Annotated in this window: 21 protein-coding genes; 8 read left to right on the forward strand and 13 right to left on the reverse strand. The window is 69.9% G+C overall.

What is annotated here, in order from left to right:
* Positions 1-7: 7 nt before the first annotated feature.
* Positions 8-1,198: a polysaccharide biosynthesis protein gene (locus tag NWFMUON74_RS34075; protein WP_232110735.1), complete on the reverse strand. Its 1,191-nt coding sequence runs from the start codon at positions 1,196-1,198 to the stop codon at positions 8-10.
* 824 nt (positions 1,199-2,022) lie between these two features.
* Between NWFMUON74_RS34075 and NWFMUON74_RS36460 the strand changes: the two genes are divergently transcribed.
* Positions 2,023-4,002 carry an MmpA family trehalose lipid delivery protein gene (locus NWFMUON74_RS36460; RefSeq protein WP_425301360.1) on the forward strand — a complete coding sequence of 660 codons (1,980 nt, stop codon included), beginning with the start codon at positions 2,023-2,025 and terminating at the stop codon, positions 4,000-4,002.
* A 1-nt stretch (position 4,003) separates the two neighbouring features.
* Here NWFMUON74_RS36460 and NWFMUON74_RS34085 read toward each other — a convergent pair whose 3' ends face one another.
* Positions 4,004-5,182 (reverse strand): glycosyltransferase family 4 protein, encoded by a 1,179-nt coding sequence (locus NWFMUON74_RS34085; RefSeq protein ID WP_187689587.1) that lies wholly within the window; start codon positions 5,180-5,182, stop codon positions 4,004-4,006.
* 284 nt (positions 5,183-5,466) lie between these two features.
* On the opposite strand from NWFMUON74_RS34085, the gene NWFMUON74_RS34090 reads away from it, so the two are divergent.
* Complete coding sequence (locus tag NWFMUON74_RS34090) at positions 5,467-6,240, forward strand: class I SAM-dependent methyltransferase (RefSeq protein WP_187689588.1); 774 nt, start codon at positions 5,467-5,469, stop codon at positions 6,238-6,240.
* Positions 6,241-6,243: 3 nt separating this feature from the next.
* Here NWFMUON74_RS34090 and NWFMUON74_RS34095 read toward each other — a convergent pair whose 3' ends face one another.
* From NWFMUON74_RS34095 to NWFMUON74_RS34120, 6 genes are all read right to left on the reverse strand, one after another.
* Positions 6,244-6,543 carry a hypothetical protein gene (locus tag NWFMUON74_RS34095; protein WP_187685793.1) on the reverse strand — a complete coding sequence of 100 codons (300 nt, stop codon included), beginning with the start codon at positions 6,541-6,543 and terminating at the stop codon, positions 6,244-6,246.
* A 141-nt stretch (positions 6,544-6,684) separates the two neighbouring features.
* Positions 6,685-6,888 (reverse strand): hypothetical protein, encoded by a 204-nt coding sequence (locus tag NWFMUON74_RS34100; protein ID WP_232110737.1) that lies wholly within the window; start codon positions 6,886-6,888, stop codon positions 6,685-6,687.
* A 255-nt stretch (positions 6,889-7,143) separates the two neighbouring features.
* Complete coding sequence (locus tag NWFMUON74_RS34105; RefSeq protein ID WP_187685794.1) at positions 7,144-8,976, reverse strand: phosphoenolpyruvate carboxykinase (GTP); 1,833 nt, start codon at positions 8,974-8,976, stop codon at positions 7,144-7,146.
* A gap of 455 nt (positions 8,977-9,431) precedes the next feature.
* Positions 9,432-10,904: a hypothetical protein gene (locus NWFMUON74_RS34110; protein WP_232110738.1), complete on the reverse strand. Its 1,473-nt coding sequence runs from the start codon at positions 10,902-10,904 to the stop codon at positions 9,432-9,434.
* 238 nt (positions 10,905-11,142) lie between these two features.
* Positions 11,143-12,279: a GTPase domain-containing protein gene (locus NWFMUON74_RS34115; protein ID WP_232110739.1), complete on the reverse strand. Its 1,137-nt coding sequence runs from the start codon at positions 12,277-12,279 to the stop codon at positions 11,143-11,145.
* Between the two features lie 116 nt (positions 12,280-12,395).
* On the reverse strand, positions 12,396-13,181 hold the full coding sequence (locus NWFMUON74_RS34120) for an SDR family oxidoreductase (RefSeq protein WP_187685795.1): 786 nt from the start codon (positions 13,179-13,181) through the stop codon (positions 12,396-12,398).
* 405 nt (positions 13,182-13,586) lie between these two features.
* Here NWFMUON74_RS34120 and NWFMUON74_RS34125 point away from each other — a divergent pair, with 405 nt between their 5' ends.
* The 4 genes from NWFMUON74_RS34125 to NWFMUON74_RS34140 are packed head-to-tail and all read left to right on the forward strand — an operon-like array spanning position 13,587 to position 20,624.
* Positions 13,587-14,996: a lipase family protein gene (locus NWFMUON74_RS34125; RefSeq protein ID WP_187685796.1), complete on the forward strand. Its 1,410-nt coding sequence runs from the start codon at positions 13,587-13,589 to the stop codon at positions 14,994-14,996.
* Between the two features lie 59 nt (positions 14,997-15,055).
* Positions 15,056-15,895 carry a tRNA (guanosine(46)-N7)-methyltransferase TrmB gene (trmB, locus tag NWFMUON74_RS34130; RefSeq protein ID WP_187685797.1) on the forward strand — a complete coding sequence of 280 codons (840 nt, stop codon included), beginning with the start codon at positions 15,056-15,058 and terminating at the stop codon, positions 15,893-15,895.
* Positions 15,892-16,635, forward strand: coding sequence for an NYN domain-containing protein (locus NWFMUON74_RS34135; protein WP_187685798.1), 744 nt, complete (start codon positions 15,892-15,894; stop codon positions 16,633-16,635). Before trmB ends, NWFMUON74_RS34135 begins: the two co-directional genes overlap by 4 nt.
* Positions 16,635-20,624, forward strand: coding sequence for an MMPL family transporter (locus NWFMUON74_RS34140; protein WP_232110740.1), 3,990 nt, complete (start codon positions 16,635-16,637; stop codon positions 20,622-20,624). The genes NWFMUON74_RS34135 and NWFMUON74_RS34140 overlap by 1 nt, the downstream gene beginning before the upstream one ends.
* Positions 20,625-20,654: 30 nt before the next feature.
* Here NWFMUON74_RS34140 and NWFMUON74_RS34145 read toward each other — a convergent pair whose 3' ends face one another.
* On the reverse strand, positions 20,655-21,263 hold the full coding sequence (locus tag NWFMUON74_RS34145) for a helix-turn-helix domain-containing protein (RefSeq protein WP_187685799.1): 609 nt from the start codon (positions 21,261-21,263) through the stop codon (positions 20,655-20,657).
* A gap of 98 nt (positions 21,264-21,361) precedes the next feature.
* Between NWFMUON74_RS34145 and NWFMUON74_RS34150 the strand changes: the two genes are divergently transcribed.
* A complete protein-coding gene (locus NWFMUON74_RS34150; protein WP_187685800.1) occupies positions 21,362-22,183 on the forward strand; it encodes an MBL fold metallo-hydrolase in 822 nt (273 codons plus the stop codon).
* A gap of 80 nt (positions 22,184-22,263) precedes the next feature.
* Here NWFMUON74_RS34150 and NWFMUON74_RS34155 read toward each other — a convergent pair whose 3' ends face one another.
* A complete protein-coding gene (locus NWFMUON74_RS34155) occupies positions 22,264-22,893 on the reverse strand; it encodes a TetR/AcrR family transcriptional regulator (protein ID WP_187685801.1) in 630 nt (209 codons plus the stop codon).
* Between the two features lie 123 nt (positions 22,894-23,016).
* On the opposite strand from NWFMUON74_RS34155, the gene NWFMUON74_RS34160 reads away from it, so the two are divergent.
* Complete coding sequence (locus tag NWFMUON74_RS34160; RefSeq protein WP_232110741.1) at positions 23,017-24,042, forward strand: hypothetical protein; 1,026 nt, start codon at positions 23,017-23,019, stop codon at positions 24,040-24,042.
* A 16-nt stretch (positions 24,043-24,058) separates the two neighbouring features.
* Here NWFMUON74_RS34160 and NWFMUON74_RS34165 read toward each other — a convergent pair whose 3' ends face one another.
* The 3 genes from NWFMUON74_RS34165 to NWFMUON74_RS34175 are packed head-to-tail and all read right to left on the reverse strand — an operon-like array spanning position 24,059 to position 26,260.
* Positions 24,059-25,285, reverse strand: coding sequence for an RNA polymerase sigma factor (locus tag NWFMUON74_RS34165; RefSeq protein WP_187685803.1), 1,227 nt, complete (start codon positions 25,283-25,285; stop codon positions 24,059-24,061).
* Entirely contained in the window at positions 25,282-25,605 is a 324-nt protein-coding gene (locus tag NWFMUON74_RS34170) for a YciI family protein (RefSeq protein ID WP_187685804.1), read from the reverse strand. The genes NWFMUON74_RS34165 and NWFMUON74_RS34170 overlap by 4 nt, the downstream gene beginning before the upstream one ends.
* Positions 25,606-25,642: 37 nt before the next feature.
* Positions 25,643-26,260 carry a dihydrofolate reductase family protein gene (locus NWFMUON74_RS34175; protein WP_187685805.1) on the reverse strand — a complete coding sequence of 206 codons (618 nt, stop codon included), beginning with the start codon at positions 26,258-26,260 and terminating at the stop codon, positions 25,643-25,645.
* Positions 26,261-26,320: the final 60 nt, after the last annotated feature.

The following is a 26,320-nucleotide window of genomic DNA, read 5'->3' on the forward strand; positions in this document are numbered from 1 at the left end:
GCGACAATCACCGCCGCGCCGCACGCAGCACCACCGTGACGATGACCGCGGTGGTGGCGGCAGCGACTGCGGTGGCGGTGCCGATCAGCGCGGGCAGGGAGCGCGCGAGGGTCAGCATGATCGTGATCTCGACCGCCAGTCCCGCCCAGGTGAGGGCGGCGGGCGCGGTGCGGTCGGCCGCGATCGCCGACAGGAGTGCGCCTTGCAGCAGCGCCAGCAGCGCGCCGTCGAGCGCGAACAACCACAGCCAGTTCTCGATCGGCGCGTAGTCCTGCCCCGCGAACAACGGAGCCAGCGGCGCACACACGGCCGCGCCGATGACGGCCACCACACCGATCGCCGACAACACCCCCAGCGCATCCCGCACGGCCCGAGCCGAATGCTGCGGCTGCGCCATTCGCGGATACAGCACCACCCCCACCGCCTGCGGCAACCAGAACGCGATCTTGGTAGCGATGGCGCCGAACGCGTACCGCCCGGCGTCCGCGTCATCGAGCACGATCCGGGCCACGATCAGATCGGCCGAAGACAATGCCATCAACGCCGCCTGTACCTGCGCCGCCCGCAGAACTGGCAGCACACCACCCACCGGAGCGCCACCCGAGTCGGGCCCGAGCGCATCATCCGGGGCGCCGGGAGGGACGGTCGTGGACCCGGTACGCCCGGACCGGCTGAGCGCCTTCATGTTTCCGGCGGCGCGCCGGGCACCGGCAGCGGCGGCCGCCAAGCCCAGCGCGGTACCCCACAGCGCGACGGCCGCGGTACCGCCGAGGGCCAGCGCCACCAGCGCCGGGGTGACCCGCGCGATCCCCGCGCCCCCGAGCACCGTCGCCAGCGAACGGAATCGCCGCCCACCCTGCAGGACGCCCTGCTCCCCCGACAGCAACACCAGCATCGGCGCCGCGGCCAGCGCACCGGCCGCGGCGACCCAGCTCACCTCCAGCACAACCGCGACAACGGGAATCAGCACCGCGGCGAGTGCCGCCACGATCGCCGCGCACCGCCACCCCAACGCCCGCACCGCCGCCACCGGCGCTCCCCGCACCAACTCCCGCGCCACCACATTCTGCAGCGCCAACGCCGGCACCGCGCACAACAACTGCACCGCCAGCAGACTCGCGAACTCGCTGTATCCCCCCACCCCGAGCCACCGCCCCGCCAGCAACTGCAACAGATACCCGGCGACATTCGCTGTCATCGCCCCCGCCGTAACCAACGTCAAATCCGCGACCACAGGCAGCCGACGTCGACCAAGCATCCCGCCATGCTCCCACCCGCCCCCGCCCCCCGACATCCGACCCGGCCGAGCGAAAACCCCACCCGCCTTCCCGCCCTCCAGACGAGCGAAAAGCCACCGGCCTTCCCGCCCTCCAGGCGATAGCAATACGGCCCCGACTCTCCCCCTGAGAACCCACACGGGCGAACAACGACAGCCACTCGACCCCACAGCCCGAGTCCCGGTCACGTAGGCATCGACCACGAAGACACAGCACGCAAACCCGGACGCGCCGGGCATCCACCACGAGGGCACGACACAACAAGACCAGGACGCGTTGAGCACCGGCCACGAGTGCACGACACAGCAGGACCCGAGCGTGTCCAGCACCGACGGCGATCGGACGGCACGGTAAGACCCGGGGGCGTTGAGCATGGATCCCGAGCACGCGACACGGCAAGCCAAGGCCCGGGCACGTTGGGCATCGACCACGAAGACACAGCACGCAAACCCGGACGCGTCGGGCATCCACCACGAGGGCACGACACAACAAGACCAGGACGCGTTGAGCACCGGCCGCGGGTGCGCGACACCGCAAGACCCGAGCATGTGCAGCACCGACCCCGAATGCACGACACAACACGACCCGAGCGCGTACAGCACCGACGGTGAATGCACGACACAACAAGGCCCGAGCGCGTACAACACCGAGGGCGATTGGGCGGCGGGGCAGGGCCCCGGGCGCGTTGGGCATCGATCGCCGGTGCGCGACGGCAAGTCCCAGAGGCGCTGGGCATCGACCTGGAATGCACGGCGCGCGTGACCCGGGGGCGTTGGGCATCGACCGGCACGTAGGGTGGCTGAGCGTGATCTCGGGTGGCTGGGGGTGGGGCGGGCGGTGGGGTCGGGTCGTGCCCGCTGTCTACAGTCTCGTGCTGGCGCTGGTTGTGGTCGGGCCGCTGCTCGGGCCCGGGTACCTGTTGCTGCGGGATGCGGTGAGCACGCCGCGGTCGTATCTCACCGATTCGGCGCTCGGGCTGGGGGATGCCGCGCCCCGGGCCGTGCCGCAGGACGCGCTGCTGGCCGTGGTGTCGACGGTCGTGGACGGCGGTGTCGCGGTCAAGGTCATCCTGGTGGCGGCGCTGTGGGCGGCGGGCTTTGGCGCCGCGGTCCTGGCCCGCCGACTCCTGCACGTCTCGACCGCACCCCAACTGGTCGCCGCCACGGTCGCGATATGGAACCCGTACGTGGCCGAGCGCCTCCTCCAAGGACATTGGAGCCTGCTGACCGGATACGCCGCCCTTCCCTGGACAGTGCTCGCCGCCCAACGCCTCCGCGACACAACGGCGAACCAGCAAGGCGTTTCCGCCAGCGGCCACGGCACCGGCGAGTCCGACACCCGCGACGCCAGGGCGGCCGCCGCACACGGGCATTCGGGGAGGAGCGCAGCCGGCAGCGGGACCGGAACTGTTGCGGGGGCGGGCGGACCGAGTGTGGTGTCCAAGGGCAGGCCGGTGGTTGTCGCGTGGCTGGGGTTGGGGAGTTGTCTCGCGGCTGCGGGGTTGACGCCTACCGGGGCGGTGCTGGCGGGGAGTGTGGCGCTCGTTGTGGCCGGATGGCGGAATGTCGTTGGCGTGCTGGGTGTTTGGTGTGCTGCATCGGCGCCGTGGCTGGTCGCTACGGCATTGTCGGGGGCGGGGGCCGAGCCGTCGGATCCGGCGGGGGTCGCGGCGTTCGCGGCGCGGGCCGAGCCCGGGCTGGCGACGGTGGGTAGTCTTGCCGGGCTGGGTGGGATATGGAATTCGGATGCCGTACCCGGCTCGCGCACAACACTGTTCGCGGTGGCGGGGACGGCTGTGCTGCTCACGCTCGTCGCCGCGGGTGTGCGGCGGGTAGGCGCGGCAGGTGACGGCGGAACCAGGCACGCCCGCCGAGCACTGTTGCTGGTGGCGGTCGTGGCCGTGGCGCTGCCCGCGCTCGGGGCGACCGGATGGGGACTGCGGATCGGAGAACTTCTGGTCACCGGGATTCCCGGTGCCGGATTGCTCAGGGACACACAGAAGTACGTCGCATTGGCCATGCCCGCCTTCGCCCTGTGCGCGGCGGCGGGATGCCGGACCTTCGCCGATGTCGGGCGACGGTGGGGCAGCACGCTCGGAACAACCGCGACAGCAACGTTTTTCATCGCCGCGCTGGTACTCACCCTGCCCGACCTCGCCTGGGGCGTCGGTGGCGAATTGCGTCCGGTGCGCTATCCGTCCGGCTGGCAGCGCGTCGCGGGGCTCGTGCACGGGCCGGGCGACGTCGCGGTGCTGCCCGGTGGCATGTTCCGGAAGTTCCCGTACAGCGGCCAGGCCCCCGTGCTCGATCCAGCGCCGCGCATGCTGCCGCGGGACGTGCTGCAGACCGGGGAACTGCCGGTTCGCGGGCGCGTAGTCAGTGGCGAGGGAAACCGCGCCCACGAGGTCGAACAGCTGCTGCTGCACGGTGGTCCGGCGACCGATCTCGCGGCACACGGCGTCGGCTGGGTTCTGGTGGAACGAACCACCCCGGGTCCACTGGGCGATTCCGAAACCGCCCTCGCGCAATTGATTCCGGCATACGCCGACGCGGATCTGGCCCTCTATCGAGTCCCGGGCACCATCGACCCCGGCCCGCGATCTCGCGCCGAACACCGTCGTATCGCCGCCGCGGCCCACCTGCTCTGGGCACTGCTACTCGTCGCCGGACCCGCGACCATGATCGTTCGGCGGGCCCTGCCCCACCTCCGAAACCCCACCCGGTGAGCTATTCCGAATCTGCTGAAGGCACCCCGACCAGGCCCGAAACGTAGTCCCCGGCGACTGCCGCGGCGAGCACCTCGAGAACTCCGTTGGCCGTTTGCTCCCAGGAGAATTCGCGGGCTCGGGCGCGGGCCTTCTCGCCCATGACGGTGCGGGATTCGGCCGAGTCGAGCAGTTCTCCCACCGCCGCCGCCAACTGGGGGGCGTCGTCGACCAGCATGCCGGTGACGCCGTCCACCACCGAATCGGTGAGTCCGCGCGAGCTGCGATAGCCGACGGTCGGGACGCCGTGCTGGGCGGCCTCGATCACGGCCAGGCCCCACCCCTCCTTGCGCGAGGGCAGCACGTGAACCCAAGCGCGCGAGAGCAATTCGTGTTTGCGGCATTCGTCCACGTGGCCGTGGAAGGTTACCGCGTCGGCGATGCCGAGTTCGCGCGCGCGGCTCTTCAGGTTCTCGGCCCACCAGCCGTCGCCGACCACGTCCAGCCGCAAGGCCGGCAGAGCGGGGCGCAGTTCGGCGACGACGGCCAGGGCATCCTCGATCTGCTTGTGCGGCACCAGCCGCGACAGCACCACGATGCTCGGATGCGCCGTCCGGCTCCCCGGCGCTCCGGTCGGCGCCCGGTGCGGTATGGGCTCGGCGCCGTTGCGCACCACCGCGATTCGCTCCCGGTCCACACCCAGCCCCGCCAGTTCCTCCGCCGACGGCAGGGACACCGTCAGGTACTGGTTGCGCCGATGCACCCGCGGGGACAGCCGCGACTCGATCCACCAACCGATCCGCCCCACCAGCCGACCGGCGACCGGCCACTGCTCGCGGTGCCCGTGATGCACGAGCACCACCGACGGCGCCCGGGTCGCCACCCGGGCGAAGAAGGGAATGCCGTTCTGGGTGTCGACCACAGCGTCCGGCCGCGCCCCACGCAGCGGTCCGAGGCCGAACCGCGCCGCCACCATCGCGGCCAGCGCCCGCGGGTACACGGTGTAGCGGCCCCCGGCACGGCTGATATCGATCCCGTCCACCCGCTCGCGCCGCGGTGCGCCGGAGTACCGCGCGGTCCGCAACGTCACCTTCACTCCGCGCGCGGCCAGATGCGCGCCGACCTGCTCGAGATACCGCTCGCTACCGCCGCCCTGCGGATGCCCGGTGTCCCGCCAGCACAGCAGCAACACCTCGCGCACCCCGTGCGGATCGATCCCACCGGCACCGCGCCCGGTTACGCCCCGCGCAACCGGATCGAGTTCACGGAAGCCGGTATCGCGCACGGCACATCTCCAGGTGGCACTAGGTCGGACGACTGACAGTTCGCTCCACCCTATAGCCCCCTCCCGAGATCAGTGTGATCACCAGGCCACCGGTCGGCGCCGCCGGATGCGCAGCATGGCGACCGACGATGTCGCCGTGGCCGGGAAGTGGGTGCAACGATATTGTGCGAGACTGGTCCGCTGTGCGCGGGCTAGTGGGGATGTGGAGTGCGGGGGGCGGGGTACGGTTCGCGCGACGGGCCACATTGCGGCGGTCGCTGCGGCTGCTGGGTAGTTTCCGGCACGAGCAGAGCGATCCCGCGCTGTTCTACGGTGGCATCGCCACCGATACCGCCGAGCTGACCCGGGACTTCTACGCCGATCTGACGGGCCGCGATCTCACCGGCACGACCGTGCTCGACGTGGGCGGCGGGCCGGGTTACTTCGCCGACGAGTTCACCGCCGCGGGCGCGCGCTACATCCCGGTGGAACCGGATCCCAGCGAGATGCACGCCGCCGGATTGACCGTGCCGGGCGCGGTGCGCGGCTCGGGGATGGCGTTGCCGTTCCGCGACGACGCCGTGGACATCTGCATCTCCTCCAACGTGGCCGAACATGTCCCGCGGCCGTGGCTGATGGCCGACGAGATGCTGCGCGTGACCAAGCCGGGCGGGCTGATGATCTTCTCCTACACGGTCTGGCTGGGCCCGTTCGGCGGGCACGAGACCGGCCCCTGGCACTACCTCGGCGGCGAGTACGCCGCCCGCCGTTATCGGCGTCGGCACGGCCACGAGCCGAAGAACCGTTTCGGCCGGTCACTGTTCGTGGTGACGGCGGCCGAGGGCATGCGCTGGGCCGACCAGGCCCGCGACCGCGCGCACATCCTGGCTACCTTCCCGCGCTACCACCCGCACTGGGCCTGGTGGCTGGTCCGGACGCCGGGACTGCGGGAGGTGCTGGTCAGCAACCTCGTCGTGGTCGCGGCGAAGCGCTGACCGTCAGCGCGCCGGGCGGCCGCGTCGCCAGAAGCGGCCGGTGCCGGTGTGCGACGGTTCGCTCCAGGGTGGCTCCTGCATTGCCAGGCCCACCGTCTCCAGTGGGGTGAGGCCCACTCGGTCGGCCAACGCGCGCACGGCGGACACGGCTTCGGCCGCCTGTAGCGCCGCGGTGGCCTGCTCCAGCGTGAGCGTTCGACCCGGGAGGAACGAGACGACCCAGCCCCCTTGGCCGACACACCTCGCCTGATGTGGGGTCTGGTCGCTGGTCATCAATGACCGCCCGACCACTTGCACCGCCATGATTCGGACTCCCCTGCGATTGCATTTGAAAAATCAAACGGGCGAAGCAGATTGCTCTAAGCATGCTCTGCGACCGTCCGGAATGCAATAGTGCGTTCTGCGAAAAGCGAACCGGCAGGTTGGGTTTCGAATTGGTGCGCGTCAGTCCTCGGGCATCCGAATGCGCAGGACGGGCTCCGGCCGCCGCCCGGGGCCGCGCGGCACATCCGCGACCTCCACCCACCAACCCGGCGGCAGCACGTCCTGCAAACGGTCGGCGGCCCGGCGCAACGGAGTACTAGGGGAGTCCAACCGAAGGCTGGCTACCTCCGGGACAACCATGGCTTCGAACGTCGGATCGATCATGCCCACCACCCACCTCTCCACGTTCAGCCCCGTGCGACCGCGGCGGGGACACATCCGCGAGCAACTTCGAGGCTACCGGTGCCGTCGACCAGTCGATATCCGGCAGTCGAAACTGGTCAGTCCTGAGACGTAGAACACATCCAGGATAAAGCAGACGACCACGATTACCCCACAACGATTGCGGCACGGCGTACGAAACCGCCCGCCCCGTACGAACTACGGTGCGGGCGGCGGAATTTCGTGATCGGCCGGGAATTACCCCAGTCGCTGCTTGAGCGCCTCGAACTCGTCGCGCACGCCGGAGGGCAGTTTCTCGCCGATGAACTCGAACCATTCCTCGATGAGCGGGATCTCCTTGCGCCACTCCTCGACGTCGACCTTCAGCGCCTCGTCGACGTCGGCGGGGTTCACGTCCAGACCGTCCAGGTCCAGTTGCGCGGCGGTGGGCACATTGCCGATCGCGGTGGCCTCGGCGTCGGCCTTGCCCTCGATGCGGTTGATGATCCACTCCAGCACGCGCGAGTTCTCGCCGAAGCCCGGCCACAGGAAGCGGCCGTCCTCGCCGCGGCGGAACCAGTTGACGTAGAAGATCTTCGGCAGCTTGTTCGCGTCGGCGTTCTTGCCGATGTTGATCCAGTGGCCCAGGTAATCGCCCACGTGGTAACCCATGAACGGCAGCATCGCCATCGGGTCGCGGCGCACCGTGCCGACCTTGCCCTCGGCCGCGGCGGTCTGCTCCGAGGACAGCGTGGCGCCCATGAACACGCCGTGCTGCCAGTCGAAGGACTCGGTCACCAGCGGCACCGTGGTCTTGCGGCGGCCACCGAACAGGATCGCCGAGATCGGCACGCCCTGCGGGTCGTCCCACTCCGGCGCCAGGATCGGACACTGCGACATCGGGGTGCAGTAACGCGAATTCGGGTGGGCCGCAAGGGTTTCGGTCTCGCGCAGGTACCAGTCGTTGCCCTTCCAGTCGACCAGATGGTCGGGCTCGCCCTCCAGGCCCTCCCACCACACGTCGCCGTTGTCGGTCAGCGCGACGTTGGTGAAGACGGTGTTGCCGGCGTCCATGGTGGCCATGGCGTTCGGGTTGGAGCTGTGGTTGGTGCCCGGCGCGACGCCGAAGAAACCGTATTCGGGGTTGACCGCGTACAGGCGGCCGTCCTCACCGAACCGCATCCAGGCGATGTCGTCGCCCAGGGTCTCCGCGCGCCAGCCCGGCACGGTCGGCTGGATCATCGCCAGGTTGGTCTTGCCGCAGGCGCTCGGGAAGGCGGCGGCCACGTAGTAGTTCTTGTTCTCCGGCGAGATCAGCTTGAGGATCAGCATGTGCTCGGCCAGCCAGCCCTCGTCGTGCGCCATGGCCGAGGCGATGCGCAGCGAGTAGCACTTCTTGCCCAGCAGCGCGTTGCCGCCGTAACCCGAACCGTAGGACCAGATCTCGCGATCCTCCGGGAAGTGGGTGATGTACTTGGTGTCGTTGCACGGCCACGGGACGTCGGCCTGGCCCGGCTCCAGCGGGGCGCCGACCGAGTGCAGCGCCTTCACGAACGGCTTATCGGCGCCCAGCTTCTCCAGCGCCGCCTTGCCCATGCGGGTCATCACCCGCATGGAGACGACCACGTACTCCGAGTCGGTGATCTCCACACCCAGCTTCGGGTCGGCCGCGCCGAGCGGGCCCATGCAGAACGGCACCACGAACATGGTGCGGCCCTTCATCGACCCGCGGTACAGGTCGGTCATGGTCTTGCGCATCTGGGCCGGGTCGACCCAGTTGTTGGTCGGGCCGGCGTCGGCCTCGTCACGGGAGCAGATGAAGGTACGCGATTCCACCCGGGCCACGTCGGACGGATCGGAGAGCGCCAGGAAGGAGTTGGGGCGCTTGGCCTCGTTGAGTTTCTTGAAGGTGCCGGCCTCGACCAGCTGGGTGGTCAGCCGGTCCCACTCCTCGTCGGAGCCGTCCGCCCAGACGACGCGGTCCGGCTGGGTGAGTTCTGCGACCTCCTGCACCCAGGCCAGCAGTCCTGCGTGCGCCGTCGGTGCGGTGCCATCGGATCCGTGAAGACCAGGAATGGTCACTGAGGTCATGAAAACTCTCCTGAGACGGGCGGCTCTGAGGGGTGGATTCGAGGGCTGTGGCACAGCCCGCGACGCCGGGGGAGCCACCGTTGGCGGTGGGTACCCGCTCCGGCTTGCGAAAGCACGCCCCGGCTGGGCGGCGTACAAGGACGAAAGCGGACGCCCAGGTTCCTTGTTTAAGAGGTTAACGCGATGTGACCCCAGGTACGGAATGGGGTCGCTCACTCGGTACCCGGTCGAGATGCTCGGCAATCCTCCGTACCGCAGGTGCAGACGGTCGGATACTGATCGGTAATGCCGCACTTGCGGGGCTCATAGGTGGTCCGGGCCTATTGATAGGAATCACGGCATCCGCCCAGCATGTGATGCGTCACACACGGGTACGCCGGAATGGCGGGGCGGCCGCACGCCCCGATCTCGGCGCCATTACCGATCCGCATGGCCGTTCGGGCCCGCTTCCGGGACTATTCCGGGAACGCCTTGGCGATGACGGCCAGGTCTCGTTCACAGGCGGCCACCTGAGCGGGCTGCTGGGTGGCGAGTTCGCGCAGTTGCCGTTCCAGTTCGGCGACGCGGCGATCGGTTTCCAGCACGCGAGCGGTGGTGGCTCGCACCACCTGATCGGTGAGCCGGGACTCGGCCTCCACCAACGCGGTCGCGACCCGCTGCTCCAGTTGCGCCTTGACGTTCACCAGCGCGTCCGACACCCACTGCCGCAGATGCGCGCGATCGGCGAGGTGGCCGCGCGCGCGGACGACCCAGTACGCCACGCCGCCGCCGAGCGCCAGGGTCACCGGGACGGTCGCGTAATCGAGTTCCGGAACGAGCGCCAGCGGTGCGACGACCAGGCGCCCGAGCCCGAACCCGGCGGAGGCGCCGAGGGCGATCATCAGCGTGTCCTCGAGGCCGCGAGGCCGGGGTTCGAGGTCCGGGCCCAGGCGCGGGGGCGGGTCCGACCGCGATCGGGCGGGCTCGCGGGCGGGCTCGGGCGGCGGGCCGCTGACGGACTCCAGTTGGCGGGCCAGTTCCGCCAGCCGCTGCTCGACCACCGCATCCAGTTCGGCGGACAGCTGGTTCACCGACTGCTGCAGGTCGTCGGGGAAGCCGCGCGCCGACCGGCGGCCGAGGCGCTCGACATCGGTGCGGGCCGCGGCGTTCAAGGCCCGGATCCGGGCGCCGACATCGTGCAGCAGGTCCACCCGAGCCAGATGCAGGCGGTTGCGCAGCGCGGCCATGGCCTGCGCCCGGCCGCCGTCGCGAGCGGCCAGCAGAGTCGCGCGCTCCTCCCGCAATTGCGTCAGCGAAGCGCCGGAGCGCAGGGTTTCGGCCTGGGCGCGGATGCGCCGACGGGTTTCGGCGAGCACGTGGGCGATGATCGCCGCCGCGCGCCCTTCGCCACCGGCGCCGACTGCCCGCGTCAGGTGCGCGTGCAGGGCGCCGAGTCCGGAACGGTCCAGCAGGGCGGCGTCGCCGGAGGCGCGGGCGGCCACCGCGAGCCGCGCCGACACCGCCACCAGGTCCGGGTCCGCGCCCAGCACCGGAATCAGCAGCGCCCGGTTGCGTTCGAAATCCGTGCGCCAATCCGGGTGCGCGTGAATCCCGTTCATAGCGAACACAATTCGCGTACCACCCGTCCGCAGCCGACCCACCAGTTCCAGCAGCGCGGCCCCGAGCGTGGTACCCGCGTCGATAAGGAACAGCGCTACCGGGGGCGGCGCGACCAGCGCGGCGGGATCGGTCTGCGGATCGGACAGGTCGATATGCGGCTCGAACCGCGCCAGCTCGGTACGCAACAGCGTGGTGTTCGTATCGGCGGGCCCGATCAACGCGACCGGCACCGTATGCCCCACCTCCGCCTCCCCCGGCACCGCCTCCAGCAACGCACTCCCCTGCGGATTCCACCGCGACACCACCGCCCCCACCTCAGGGGGCAGCACCACCCCATCCCCCGCCGTCCCCCCACCCGCCGATGCAGCGGCCGCCGCGAACGGCTCACCCCGAGCCGATGACACTGCGCCGCCGACAGCCGACGCAGCGCGGGCAGTTGCCGGGGGTGTGGCGGACGGGGATGGCGACGATGCGGCGGGCGGGGGCGCGGCGGGGGTGGGGGTGGGTGGGGGTCCTTCGTTCTCGGGTGGTTGTGGGTGGGGAGCGGGGGGCGCCGGGTGGGCGGGATCAGAGGCCGGCACTGCTCATTCGCTCCCAGATGCGGACGTAACCGTTGTGGACTCGGATGGCGGCGCGGCGGGCGGGGGCGGGCATGTCGCTGGCTACGACGGCGCGCCAGCGTTGGGCTCGGGCCAGGGCGTCGTCGGCGTCGGCGGGCTGCGGGGCGGGGTAACCGGTCGCGAGGTGCCGCACGTCGGGGCAGGCCAGGCCGGCTTGCAGGCCGAGCCACAGCGCCTCGTCACCGGCGAGATAGTCCTCGATCAGGTCGCGGCCGCGGCCCGCGCTCGCCGATAGGCCCGGCACCGAGCGCGCGGCCAGGCGGGCGAGCTCGTCGAGGAACGCGCCGCCGCGCCGCGCGCCGATCTGCTCGTAGCGCCGATGCAGGAGATCGTGCACCGGATCGATACCGCTGACGGCGTGCAACAGCTGCAGGAGTTCACGCGGGCCCAGATCCGGCTCGTAGCGCAGCGCGGTCAGGGCGCACGACACCCCGTACAGGCCCCAGCGCGCCAGCACCTCGGTGCGCTCGGCCACGTCGGGACCGGCAGTGGGGGCGGTGAACAGTTCCGGCGACAGCGTGAAGTTCGGATCGGCGTTGGCGGCGTGGCGGCGCAGCGTGCGCAGGTCGTCGTCGCTCGGTGTCCCGGCCCGGGTGCGCACGGCCAGCGCGGACACCAGCGGCAGGACCGGAACGCCGAGGCCGTAGGCGATCTGGTCGGCGGTCGCGACGGCTTCGGCCCACTGGGAACCGATCGCGTCGGCCTTGTTGAGCACCACGATCGTTCGGTCCCGGGGCAGTTCGGCCAGGATGCGGCGATCGGCGGCCTGCAGCGAGGCCGACACCACGTACACCACCAGATCGCCGTCGAGTACCGGATCGGGTCGGCCCGGTTCGTCGACCGGTTCGGTCTCCACCGCCGACATCAGCGCCAGCGCCTGCAACAGTGTCGTCTTGCCCGCGCGGGCGCGCCCGGTCACCTGGATGCGCGGCGGCCGCCGCCACTCGCTCGCCGCGGCCACGAGCTGATCGGCGAGCTGCGGCTCGTGGCCCCCGCCGACGCGCAGGGCGGCGATCAGCTGATCGAGTTCCGGTGCGGGACCGCCGTGATCGTTCACGACTCCCGATGCGGTGGGTGTCGACACGAGTAACCCCCTTCCGCCGCACAATTCTGTCAGAAAAGGAACCGGCTGTCGGCATCGACCGCCGAGGTCGGCGGGGGATGCGCGCGGGCGTCGCGGCCCGGTCCGCGCGCATCGGATCAGTGTGAGCGCGTGATGAGCGCGTTGGCGGTACGAACGAGCCAGTTGGGGGCGTATTTCCCGGCGGCGGCAAGGACTTTCGCCTGTGCGCCGATCGAGTAGTGCACCCGCGGCAGCAGGCCGCGGCGCCGGGTGGCATGCCAGATCCCTTCGGCCACATCGTCGACGGTCAACCGCACCCCCAGCGATCGGGTGGACCCGGTCTGCACTCCCGCGAGCATTCCGGTCGCGACGAACAGCGGCCAGACCGCCAGCACCCGGATGTCGTGCCGGCGCCATTCCAGGTCGAGCGCCTCGGTGAGGTTGCGCACCGCGGCCTTGCTCGCCCCGTACGTCGCGAGTTCGGCCTGCCCGTAGATCGCCGAGGCCGAACACAGGTTCACCACCTGAGCCCCGGGCGTATCCCGTAGATACGGGAACGCGGCCTGAGTGCCCGCGATGACCCCGACCAGATTCACCGCCACGATCGCCTGGTGCGCGGCCGGGTCGACGGTTTCGAACGGACCGGCGCGCAGGATTCCGGCGTTGTTCACCAGCACATCCAAACGCCCTGTGCTGGAATGTAGTTCACCCAGACGTTCGGCCCACTGCGCGGCATCGGTCACATCCAGCACCCCGATATCGGCGGTCCCTCCGGCCGCACGGATCTCCCCCGCCAGCTCCCGCAGCCCCGCGTCATCGAGGTCGTAGGCGCCGACGTGATATCCGCGCGCGGCGAACAGCAACGCCGTCGCGCGCCCGATTCCCGCGGCCGCGCCGGTAACGAAGACCACCGGTTTCTCCATGTGCCGCAGCATATGCGGCCCCACCCGGCCGCGGCCCCGCGAACACTCTTCGCGCACCCCGTGCCCATTCCCGCACCCCCGAGCATTCCCATCCGGCGGGCGAGGAGACGGTGCAGGACGGGCCGATGCTGTGCGTCCACTCACAACCGCGCCGGGTCGGCTATCGCGGACGGTGGGTGGGCATCCGTATCGTCGCAGCTGGGAAGGGCTGCGCGGAAGTCGGGAAGGTTCGCCGCACCGTACCGGTACTCATTGTGGCACAGCACAATTGGCAGGTCATCCGCTGTTTGCGGGGGCGGTGGTCCCCTAGTCTGGAGCGATCGGCCGCCGGTGTGGCGGTGGGGTCGGCCGGCCTCGGGATCGGGCGCGCCCGCCGTCGGCCGCGGCGACAGTGAGGAGAATGCGATGACCGTCATCGGCGTCGTCGAGAAAGTCGGCGGCATCGCGATACCGGGCGTCGCCACGCTCGCCGGAATCGTCAGAACCATCGCCCGCACCGACCCGGCCGGGCGGTCCGCGGCCCGACCACTGCTGCCCTCGCGGGATCCGTTCCGGCACGCACCCGCCGACCTGGCCGACTACGCCCCGGGCACCGTCCTGCGCAGCCGTCCCGTGCAGATCGCGCTGTTCGGTCTCATCCCGCAGCGGATCCGGGCCTGGCAGCTGCTGTACCGCAGCACCGATCTACACGGCCGCCCCGAGGTCGCCGTCACCACCGTGCTGCTGCCCGACGGCGACGACTCGGACACCACCGAGCGCCCCCTGCTCGCGTTCCAATCGGCCATCGACGCGGTCTGCGAGCAATGCGCGCCGTCCTATGCCCTGCGCCGCGGCGCCTTCGTATTCGGGTCCATCACCCAACTGGAGTATCTGCTGGTCGCCAATGCGCTGCGGCGCGGCTGGGCGGTGAGCATCGCCGACCACGGCGGTCCGAGCGGGCATTTCGGCGCCCCGCGCGAGCCGGGCTACCGTGCGCTCGACGGCATCCGCGCGGCACAGCGCTTCGCGCCGCTCGGTCTGCACACCGGCACACCGGTCGCGGTGTGGGGTTATTCGGGCGGCGGCATGGCCAGTTCGTGGCTGGTGGAGATGGCCCCGGCCTACGCACCCGAACTCGATATCGTCGGCGCGGCGATGGGCGCGCCGGTCGGCGATCCCGGCGAGGTCTTCCTGCGGCTCAACGGCGGCCGCTACGCCGGATTCCCGGCCATCGTGATCGCGGCGCTGCGCAAGATCTATCCGGTGCTGGGCCGAGTTCTCGACGAGCACCTCTCACCCGAGGGCCTGGAGCTGGTCGACAAGGCGGCCCGGCTGACACCGCTCGTCGCGCTGCCCGCACTGGCCCGCCGCAACGTTTCCGACTACCTGACCCGCCCGCTGGAGGAGATCCTGGACGAACCGGAAATGCGCGACGTATTCGACGACCTACGCCTGGGCACCGCCGCCCCGCGCTGCCCGCTGCTGGTGACCCAGCCGGTGCACGACCGCATCATCCACGCCGACGGCGTCGAGGCTCAGCTCGACCGCTACCGCCGCGGCGGCACCACCGTGGTCTATCTCCGCGACCGTCTCAGTGACCATTTCTCGCTGCTGCCGCTGTCCACGCCGCTCAGCCTGAACTGGCTCGCCGACCGGATCGCCGGGCACCCGGTGACGGACACCACATCACGGATTGTCTGGTCGGTGCTGGCGGCTCCGGCAAGCTGGCGGGGCCTACTCGAAATGGCAGGTACGGCAACACGAGTCGTACTCGGCCGGCCGCTGCGCCAGCGGTCCGAGCCCGTCCTGCGCCGCGCCGACACCTTGGCCGCCTGAATGCGGTGCCACAGCCGTCGGTGCGGTCGATTGCTGCGCTAATCATCGAATACTGGACAATGGACGCCGTGAACGACGCCGCGAAACCCAACGCCGGGAGCGACGGGCCTGTGGGCGGCAGCCTGCGCCACGACGACGGGCCCCGCGGACGGCGCATCGACACAGCCGAGCCCGGCGGGCATCCGACCGGCTCCCGCCTCTATCCCCGAGTCACCAGCTTCCGCTCGCGGCGCGGCGCGCTCACGCCGTCCCAGCAGCAGGCGTGGGAGCGGACGTGGCCACGCATCGGCCGCGAGGTGTCCGACGATCCGCTCGACGCCGCCGCCTGGTTCGGCCGCGAGGCGCCGCTCATCGTGGAGATCGGCTGCGGTACGGGCACCGCCACCGCGGCCATGGCACAGGCGGAACCGCAGTTCGACCTGATCGGCATCGAGGTCTACAAACCCGGCCTGGCGCAGCTGGTGCAGCGCATCGAACGCGAGGGCATCGAGAACATCCGGCTGCTGCGCGGCGACGCGGTCGACGTACTCGAACACATGATTGCCAAAAATTCGCTCACTGGCGTCAGAGTCTTCTTCCCGGATCCGTGGCCCAAGGCGCGCCACCACAAGCGGCGATTGCTGCAGCCGGACACGGTGGCGCTGATCGCCAGCCGCCTGAAGTCCGGCGGCGTGTTGCACGTCGCCACCGACCACGCGGGCTACGCCGAGCACATCGCCGCGGTCGGCGCCGAAGAACCACAGCTCATCGGCATGAACGAGGCGACAGGCGGAGATCCGGAGCGGTTCCGCGCCACCGCCCCGATCGGGTTCGACCGGCCCGTCACCAAGTTCGAAAGCAAGGCACATCGTGCCGGTAGCGCCATCACCGAGCTCATTTGGGGGAAGATCGACTTATGAGCGTGAGCGAGATGGCCCACGAGGTCATGGATGTTGCCGGAATAATGCACGGCACCTCCTCGGAGGGGCACGCGGGCGTGCCCGGATCGGGTAACACCGCGGACATGCGCCGGGTGCTACTCGTCTGGGACGCCCCGAACCTCGATATGGGCCTGGGCGCGATCCTCGGTGGCCGGCCCACCGCGGCGTACCGGCCGCGCTTCGACGCGCTCGGCAGATGGCTGCTGGCCCGCACCGCCGAACTGTCGGTGGGCAGTGTGCAGCGGGTCGAGGCGGAGGCGACGGTGTTCACCAACATCGCGCCCGGCACCGCCGACGTGGTCCGCCCGTGGGTGGAGGCGCTGCGCAACGTGGGCTACGCGGTCTTCGCCAAGCCCAAGATCGACGAGGATTCCGACGTCGACAGCGACATGCTGGCGCACATCGAGACGCGCCGCCGCAACGCCGGACTGGCCGGCATCATGGTCGCGTCGGCCGACGGCCAGGCCTTCCGCGAGCCGCTCGAGGAACTCGCGGCGAGCGGAGTTCCGGTGCAGGTGCTGGGATTCCGCGAGCACGCCAGCTGGGCGGTGACGTCCGATATCCTCGAATTCATCGACCTCGAGGACATCCCGGGTGTGTTCCGCGAACCGCTGCCCCGGGTCTCTCTCGACTCGCTGCCCGAAGAGGGAGCCTGGCTGCAGCCCTTCCGGCCGCTGTCGGCCCTGCTCACCTCCCGCCCCGCTCAAGGAGTCGCTTAGTGTTCACCCGCTGGGGCGAGCTGGTCTACAGATTTCGCTTCCTCGTTCTGGCCGCGGTCGTGGCCGCGCTGCTCGCCCTCGGCGGCTTCGGCTTCGGCATCGAGAAACACCTCAGCGCCAGCGGATGGGACGATCCGACCTCGCAGTCGACACAGGCCGCGCAGCTGAAGGACGCGGCCTACGGCCGCGACCACACCGGCGACGTGATCCTGCTCTACACCGCGCCGGACGGGAAGACCGTCGACGACCCCGAGTTCAGCAAGAAGGTCACCGACAGTCTCGTCGCGCTGCCGAAGCAGTACCCGGATCAGATCGACAAGATCAATGTGGCGTACTGGCGGGCCACCGGCGGCGCCCAGTGGACGACGACGGGCGTGGCCACCCCGGACAAGAAGACCACCTTCGCCACCCTCGCCATCAAGGGCTCCAACGACACCGAGATGGTGAACAACTTCCGCGAGGTCAAGGACGTCTTCGACATCCCGGGCGTGGAGGTCGAGGTCGCGGGCATGCAGGCGGTCTCCGGCACGCTCAACGACACCATGGCGCAGGACCAGAAGCGGATGGAAGTCATCGCCATCCCGGTGGTCGCGGTGCTGCTGTTCTTCATCTTCGGCGGTGTGGTCGCGGCCGCGCTGCCGCTGATCGTCGGCGGGCTGACGGTGCTCGGCGCGAACGGCATCGTCATGGCGATCACCAAGTTCACCGAGGTGAACTCGTTCGTCAGCCCGGTGGTGTCGATGATCGGGCTGGGTCTGGCCATCGATTACGGCCTGTTCATAGTCAGTCGTTTCCGCGAGGAACTCGCCGAGGGGTACAGCACCGGTTCCGCGGTGCGCCGTTCGGTGATGACCGCGGGCCGCACGGTGGCGATGTCGGCCACCATGATCATCGCGGCCAGCGCGGGCATGCTGTTGTTCCCGCAGGGCTTCCTGAAGTCGGTGGCCTACGGCACCATCGCGACGGTGCTGCTGGCGGCGCTGACGGCACTGACCGTGCTCCCCGCGATCCTGTCCATCCTCGGTCGTCGCGTGGACATGCTGGGGCTCAAGTGGTTCCGCAAGACCAAGACCGCCGAGGAGATCGAGAACGGCTTCTGGGGCAAGAGCACGCAGTGGGTGATGAAGCACCCGCTGAAGGTCGCGATCCCGCTGTGCATCCTGCTGTTGCTGCTGATCATTCCGGTGAAGGACCTGAAGTTCGGCGGTATCAGCGAAACCTATCTGCCGCCGGACAATCCGACCCGGGTCGCGCAGGAACAGTTCGACGCGCTGTTCCCGCAGTATCGGTCCAATCCGTTGCAGATCGTCATGGTCACCGACAACCCCAGCGGCATCTACAACATCCTGCAGGAAGCCAACGAGGCGCCGGGTCTGGCCACCAAGTTCAAGACGCCGGATTCGCCGCCGGGCGGTTCCAACGTGTGGGCCACGCAGGCGACGCTGGTCGACGCCGACACCACGACCGCCGACGAGGCGATCGACTATCTGCGCTCCAACGTCACGGTCCCCGACGACATGCAGTTCATGGTGACCGGGCAACCGGCCATCCAGAAGGACAGCATCGACGCGCTGCTCACCCGGATGCCGCTGATGATCGCGCTGGTCGTGCTGGTCACCACGCTGCTGATGTTCCTGACGTTCGGCTCGCTGGTACTGCCGATCAAGGCCGCGCTGATGAGCGCGCTCGGTCTCGGCTCCACGCTCGGCATTCTGACCTGGATCTTCGTCGACGGGCACGCGGCCGGGCTGCTCAATTTCACGCCGCAGCCGATCATGTCGCCGGTACTGGTGCTGATCATCGCGATCATCTACGGCCTGTCGACCGACTACGAGGTGTTCCTGCTCTCTCGCATGGTCGAGGCGCGCACCATGGGCGCGAGTACCACCGAGGCGGTCCGGATCGGCACCGCGCAGACCGGCCGGATCATCACCGCGGCCGCGCTGATCCTGCTGGTGGTGACGGGCGCGTTCGCGTTCTCCGACCTGGTGATGATGCAGTACATCGCCTACGGCATGATCGCCGCGCTGTTCATCGACGCCACCGTGCTGCGCATGCTGCTGGTGCCGGCGACCATGAAGCTGCTCGGTGACGACTGCTGGTGGGCGCCGAAGTGGATGAAGAAGATTCAGCAGAAGATCGGCCTCGGCGAGCCCATCCTCGACGACGAGCGGCCCGGCACCGACGAGCTGGTCGACCTGGTGAAGACCACTCCGGTCACCGATCCGGTGACGCTGCAGATTCCGGTGCTGGCCGACGGCACTCCGGCCAAGCCCGCGCGTAAGAAGAAGCCCAAGCGGGCGCGGTTCATCGGCGGAGTGGACGGCGAGGCGCCGACGCAGCGGCTCGGCGAGATTCGGACCGAACCGGGGCGGCCGGGCGACACCGGCAACCTTTCGCGGGTTCCGGATGCGGCACAGGAGGATTCGGAGAGCGATCCGGCCGCCCTGTCGTCCGGCACCGCGTCGCTGTTGAATCTCGGTACCGAGCAAGACGTTCCGGGCGATGGTGCCGCGGCCGAGCGCGGCGGAGCGTCGGATTCGGGTACGGCGCAACAGAATTCCGCCGGGCCGCAGGGCCGCGGACCGCAGCCGGGCATGTTCGCGCCGCAGACGACCCCGCAGACGAACCTGAAACTGCCGCGGGCCATCGAACCGCAGTCCGGCGTGATCGGCGTGACGCCGCGTTCCGAGGCCATGCCGACGACTCCCGTCCGCACACAGTCCGTCACGCCGCCGAATGCCCCTCGCCGGGCGCAACCGTCCGCGCCCACGCCGCCGGAGCCGCCCGAATCGGCCACGGAGACATCGCAGTCCGCTCCCGGGCCGACGCCGCCGATCCGGCCGTCGCTGTCCGGGCCGCTGCCACAGCCCCCGCGGGCGGCCTCGGAGGAGCCCCGGGCCTCGATGCCCTCCATCTCGACACCCTCGGTGTCGACGCCCGCCATCTCGACGCCGCAGACGGCGCGACCGCCGCTGCCGCCACGAACCGTCCGGCCGCAGGAGCAGACGCGGCCCACCGAGCCGTCGAAATCCGCCGCGCCCAGTGAGCCGACACAGCCGACCGCACCGGTCGGCACCACACCCCGAGTGCTGCCACCGCAGCCGGGGGTGGCGCCGCACCCCGCCAGCCGCGCACAGCTGTTCCATTCCGGTCCGAGTCACGAGAGTCCTTCGCCCGCAAAGGATCCCGCGTCGGCACCGGATCAGGGATATCCCACCTCGGACCAGGGTTCCTCGGCCGCCGAACGGAAGTTCATCGAGCCCGGGCAGCGGTCCGGCGTATCGGAGGACTCCTACGGCGCACCCGAGGCGCCGCGCACCCCGCCCGGCAAGTTGCTTCCCGCCCCCGAGCGCCGCTACAGCCCGACCGACGGCGCATACCAGGCACCGGAGCAGTCGTACGAGCCAACCGAAAACCCTTACCCGGCACCGGAACAGCCGTACACCGCGTCCGGCCGGTCATACGCCGACTCCCACCAGGCCTACAGCGCAACCAGCGAGCCCTACCCCGCCCCCGAACAGCCCTACCGCTCCACCGGCGAGCCCCATTCCACACCCGAACAGCGCTACGGTCTCACCGGCGAGGCCGGCATCGCACCCGAACAGCGCTACGGTGCTGAGGGCGAATCGAACGACGCACTTCAGCGGGACCACGGTGGCTCCCGTGAGACCTACTCCGAGCCCGAACCGGGAGACGGTGGTTACACCGCGCCTGAGCAGGCCTATCTGTCCGAACACCAGGCTTACAGCGCGGCGGACCAGTCGTCTACTGCGCCAGAGCAATCGGCGAACCAGGCCGAGACGCCGGACGCCGCCGGGGACCAGCCGGACGATACCGAACGCAACACCATCGAACGCTGGATGGCCGACCTCCGCTCCTCCCGACGCCGCCCGGGACATCCGGATCCGGACGAGGGCAAGCACTCCGGCGGAGCCGGTCGCACCGTCAGCGTGAACGAACTGCTCCGCCGCCAGAACCGCGACTGAACGCTCCGGTGAGCGATCGGCCGCGGCCGATCACGTCCTGCGTGAGATGAACATGATGTACTCGCAGGGCGCGTCCGTCCGGTTGGCGAAGCCGTGGTCGGCGTCGGCCTGGAAGAACAGCGAGTCGCCCGCGTGCAGGGTCTCGCTGATGCCGCCGATCGCGACGGTGAGGGTGCCTGCGAGCACCACGAGTTGTTTCTCGGTGCCCGGCGGATACGCGGGCAGCAGGCCGGTGGAGACCCGCGCGGGCAGGTAGTGGACGACCATCTCGGCCCCGCCCGCGCCCGGGGCCGCCGACACCATGTGCCGCTCGAAACCGGTTTCCGGGTCACGGAAGACAGGGCGCTCGTTCCTGCGCATGACAACGGCCGCACCGGGCGCGGCAGCGGCAGCCCCACCGATCAGCTCCGACAGCGACGCACCGAGCGCGTGGGCGATCTTGGACGCGACGCCGATCGTCGGGCTTTTCTCACCGCGTTCGACCTTGGACAGCATCGCCTTGCTGACCGACGACTGCGCGGCCAGTTGCTCCAGCGTCAGGCCCGCCTCCTCGCGGCGTCGGCGCACGTTCCGGCCGAAAGCGCCGGCCAGGTCGTCACCGTGCAGCGCCGCGGCCACGTTCCGGTCTTGCTCGACCACCCTGCTCCTCGATCACTAGGCGCCTGTGCTGCCGACAGTGTATGTTTCTCCGATAGAAGACGGTTGTCTTCTATCGGAGACGTACGGCCGGAGGTTCCATGCGTTTGATCTCGAGTGGCAAGCACCACGCCACTTTCGAATTCGGCGACCTGCGAGTGATCTCGTTGCGGGACGGGTACATCGACATGCCGCCGACCCGACTGCGCGACGAGAACGGGTGCGCGCTCGACGCGCTGCCCGCCGCCGTCCCGCTGGTCGGCGACAACTTGCGGCTGTCGGTCAACGCCTTCTTCGTCACCGACGGCACGCGATCGGTGCTCATCGACACCGGCGCGTCCAACGTCTGGCACGACCCCACCATGGGTTTGCTCCACGACGCGCTCGACGAAGCGGGAATCGACCGCGCGCATATCACCGATGTGGCCATCACCCACAACCACGAAGACCACGTGAGCGGCCTGATCGCGCCGGACGGTTCGCAGGCGTTCCCCGGACTCGAGCGCGTGTGGATCGGCGCGGGCGACACCGCGGTGTTCACGGGGCGGCTCGAGCCGATCCGCGACCGTGTCGTACCGGTGTCGGAGAGGGTCGCGATCAACGAATGGACCACCGCCGTCCCGACACCGGGCCACACCCCCGGCCACACCGTCTACGACCTCAGCGGCGGCACCGGCCACCTGCTCGCCTGGGGCGACACCGTCCACGTCCCCACCCTCCAGTTCGAGCAGCCGACCGTGTCATGGGAACTCGACGGCAACCAGCCCCAGGCCCGCGCCGCGCGCGCCGCCCTCCTCGAACAACTGACCCGACCGGACCACTTCGTAGCCGGAGCCCACCTCGACTCCCCCGGCATCGCCCGCGTAACCCGCTCCGGCGACGGCTACGCGCTGGAGTACCTCGCACCACCGATCGGGCAATAGATCGCCTATAGCCACGGAACACCTTGTGGCCGAGTCGGATTCGCCCGCCGACCGGATCGACAGCGCGTACCTTGCGCGAACTACCTTGCCTTTCCGGTTGTTTCGACGGTCCCGCTGGCGGCGTCCAGTGCGGGGGCGAGGGGGGCGAGGGCGGAGCGGAGGAGGTCGGCGAGGGAACCGGAGACCACGACCAGGTTGCCGCTCGCGGGCTGGATCCACTGTTCCAGAGCGACGCGGATGGCGGCGGCTACTCCGGCCGCCAGGACGCGGGAGGTGAGGCCGGTGGGGTCGTCGATGCGAGCGGCGATGACGGTGGCCAGGGGGTCGGTGATGACGGTGGTGGTTCGGAGAAAGGCTTCGCGCAGGGCGGGTGTGCGGGTGATCAGAAGGAGGGCCTCGCGGGCGGTGTCGCCGGAGGCGGTGTACTGCTCCACGATCGCGTCGACGACGGCGTCCGCGAGGGGGACCTCGGGCGGGCGGGACGCCACCGCGGCCGCGACCCGCTCTTCGCGTTCGGCGGTGACGGCGGCGACGATGGCCTGTTCGCGGCTGGAGAAGTAGTTGTTGTAGGTGCGCGGTGAGACACCGGCCGCCTCGGCGATGTCGTCCACGCGCACGTTGCCGGGCCCCCGTTCCATGGCCAGCCGCAGTGCCGCCGCGCGCAGTGCCTCGCGCGTGGCTTGCTTCTTTCGCTCACGTAAACCCGCCACCCGCCCAGCCTTTCACGAATTCGTGCACACACGCAAACTTGCGTGCACGCAAATTTGCGGTCTACGCTGTGCCCGAACCGCCCATCCGCACCAGAAGGGACAGCACACATGCGCGGCAGAGGAATGACGTACGACACGGGCTTCGTGAGCGCGGGCAGGATTTCGAGAACGGATTGGGATCTCCGGACCGTCGCGCGCGAACTCACCATCATTCGAGATGACTTGCACTGCAACGCCGTTCAGATCATCGGCGGCGATCCGGAACGGCTCGAACAGGCCGCCCGCCACGCCGCCGAACTCGGCCTGGAGGTCTGGTTCTCGCCGTACCCGCTGGATCTGACGCCCGGGGAGATCCACACCTTGTTCCTCGACTGCGCGGAGCGAGCCGAACGGCTACGGCGGACGGGAGCCGAGGTGGTGTTCGTCGCCGGTGTCGAGCTGACCGTCATGAACAAGGGCTGGCTGCCGGGCGCGGACGTCGACGAACGCCTGCGCCTGCTGCTGGCCGACCCCGACGGCCGGGCCGAACGACTCGCGGGCGTGAGCGCCCGGCTGGACGAGTTCTTCGGCACGGCCGTGCCCGCCGTCCGCCAACGCTTCGGCGGCCGAATCACTTACTGCGCCATCCAGTTCGAGCGCATCGACTGGGCACCGTTCGACTTCGTATCGCTCGAACTCATCCGCTCCGCCGAAGTCGCCGACCGGTTCCGCCAGGGCGTGCGCGATCTGGTCGCACCGGGAAAGCCGGTCGCTGTCACGGGATTCGGCGCGGCCACCTGGCAGGGCGCGGGCGACGTCGCGCCGCGCAGCATGGAGATCGTCGAACACGACCCCGCGACCGGCGACCCCGTCCGCTTGAACGGGGAGTACACCCGCGACGAGGCCGGTCAGGCCGCCTATCTGAGCGAGCTGCTGGAAATCTTCGACTCCGAGGGCGTCGACAGCACCTTCGTCTTCCTGTTCGCCCTGTACAACTACCCACACCGCACCGACCCCCGCACCGACCTCGACCTAGCCAGCCTCGGCATCGTGAAGGTCCTGGAGAACGGCTACGGCGACACCTACCCGGACATGCGCTGGGAACCCAAGCGGGCCTTCACCGCCGTCGCCGAACACTACGGCCGCGCCCTGCAGACCACTCCCGCGTAGCCCGGCCGGTCCGTGGTCACCCGAGTTGGTCGCGGCGGCGAGCGAGGTACGCCGTCTCGGCGGAGTTGCCCGCCAGCTCGATGGCCTTGTCGTAGGCCGCACGCGACTGCCGGCTGCGGCCCAGCCGCCGCAGCAGATCGGCCCGGGTTGCGTGGTAGGCGTGATATCCGGCCAGCTTGCCTTCGATGCGGTCGACAGCGGCGAGTGCGACCTCCGGCCCGTCCAGCTCGGCGAGGGCGATGGCCCGGTTGAGGGCGACGATCGGGGAGGCGTCGAGGCGCACGAGTTGGTCGTAGAGAGCGAGTATCTGGGACCAGTCGGTATCACGCACGTCGCGGGCGGAGGTATGCACGGCGTTGATCGCGGCGAGGATCTGGTAGCGGCCGGGAGCCGCTCCGGCCGCGAGACGCTCGCGCACCAACCGATGCCCCTCGGCGATCAACGTCTCGTCCCAGGCGCCGCGGTCCTGCTCGGCGAGGGCGACCAGTTCGCCGTCGGCCGAAACCCGGGCGGGGCGGCGGGCTTCGATGAGCAGCATCAGCGCCAGCAGTCCGGCCACCTCGCCGTCGCCGGGCAGCAGGGTACGGATCAAACGGGTGAGCCGGATCGCCTCGGTGGTCAGGTCGTGCCGTAGCGGCTCGGTGTCGGAGCCGGTCGCCAGGTAACCCTCGTTGAAGACGAGGAACAGGACGTTGAGCACGCCGGTGACGCGGGACGGAAGGTCCTCGGCGGACGGTACCCGATAGGGGATGCGGGCCGCCGTGATCTTGGCCTTCGCGCGCGTGATCCGTTGCCCCACAGCGCTTTCGGTCGCCAGGAAGGCGCGGGCGATCTCGGGCACGGTCAGGCCGCCGACCATGCGCAGCGTCAATGCCAGGCGGGCCTCCATCGCCAGCGCCGGGTGGCAGCAGGTGAAGATCAGCCGGAGCCGATCGTCGTCGATGGCGCCGAGCGGCTCGGGCGGGGTGTCGTCGTACACGATCCGAGCCTCCTTGTGCTTGTCGTCGCGCTTGTTCTCGCGCCGGATCCGGTCGATGGCCTTGCGGTTGGCCGTGGTGGTCAGCCAGGCGCCGGGGTTGGGCGGCACGCCGTCGCCCGGCCACCGCTCGACAGCGGTCGCGAACGCCTCGGCCGCTGCCTCCTCGGCGATGTCGAGGTCGCCGAAACGCCTGGTGAGAGCGGCGACCACCCGCGACCACTCGTCGTGGTGGGCGCGGGTGATCGCGTGCTCGATGTCGTTCACCGGAACGGCCGTACCTCGATCTTGCGATCGCACGCCTTCGACGCCTCGGCGGCGAGTGCGAGCGCCACGTCCAGGTCGGGGGCCTCCCACACCCAGACTCCGGCAAGGTATTCCTTCGACTCCACGAACGGCCCGTCGCTGAATACCGGCTGCTCGCCTCGGTTGTCGACGACCGTGGCCGTGTCGGTGTCGGCGAGTCCCCCCGCGAAAACCCAGTAGCCCTCGGCCCGCAGTCGTTCGTTGAACGCGCTGATGGCGGGCTCCCGGTCCGTGCTGCCCGGATTGCTCTTGTCGTCGATCACCGAAACCAGATACTGCATCTGAAGTCCTCTCCTGTGCGTCGCCGGCGGGTGTGGTCTATCGGTCGGCGATCGCGCCCCCGCTTTTCCGAGGCTGCGGCCCGACACCCTCGGGAACCTTCCCGTGCACGTGCGGGATGTACACGAGCTTGTGCGTCCGGCCGTCGAGCACCGTCGACTCGACCAGCTCCAGATCCAGCTCGGCACCGCCGTGCAGCAAACCCGCGCCACCGGCGCGGCCGGAGACGGCGGGGAACATCATGACCTCCAGCCGGTCGACGAGCCCGGCGGCGAGCAGGGCACGGTTGAGCGCGATGCTGCCGTGCGAACGCATCGGCACGTCCGTCGTGCGCTTCAGTCGCTCGATCGCCGTCACGGCGTCCTCGTGCAGAACCGTCGAGTTCTGCCATCCGAGCGGCTCTTCGAGCGTGCTGGAGAACACGATCTTCGGCAGCTCGTTCAGGCTGTCGTAGTAGGGCTCGTCGTACTCGGTCACGAACTGCCGGAACTCGCGGAACGTCGTCGCGCCGAAAACGAGCACCTGCTCCTGGGCGAAGGTACGCACCCGATCCGCGATCAGCTCGGGCCCTTCCTTCCCCCAGTACCCGGGCCAGCCCTCCGCCATGCCGTAGCCATCGACGGTGCTGAAGAAGTCGACAGTGAAGGTGGTGCTCATGATGCTCTCCTCGCTCGCGCCACCCCCGTTGGGCGGCCTCACCACTGCTACGAACACCAC

Source organism: Nocardia wallacei, from assembly GCF_014466955.1.
GTDB classification, from domain to species: Bacteria; Actinomycetota; Actinomycetes; order Mycobacteriales; family Mycobacteriaceae; genus Nocardia; species Nocardia wallacei.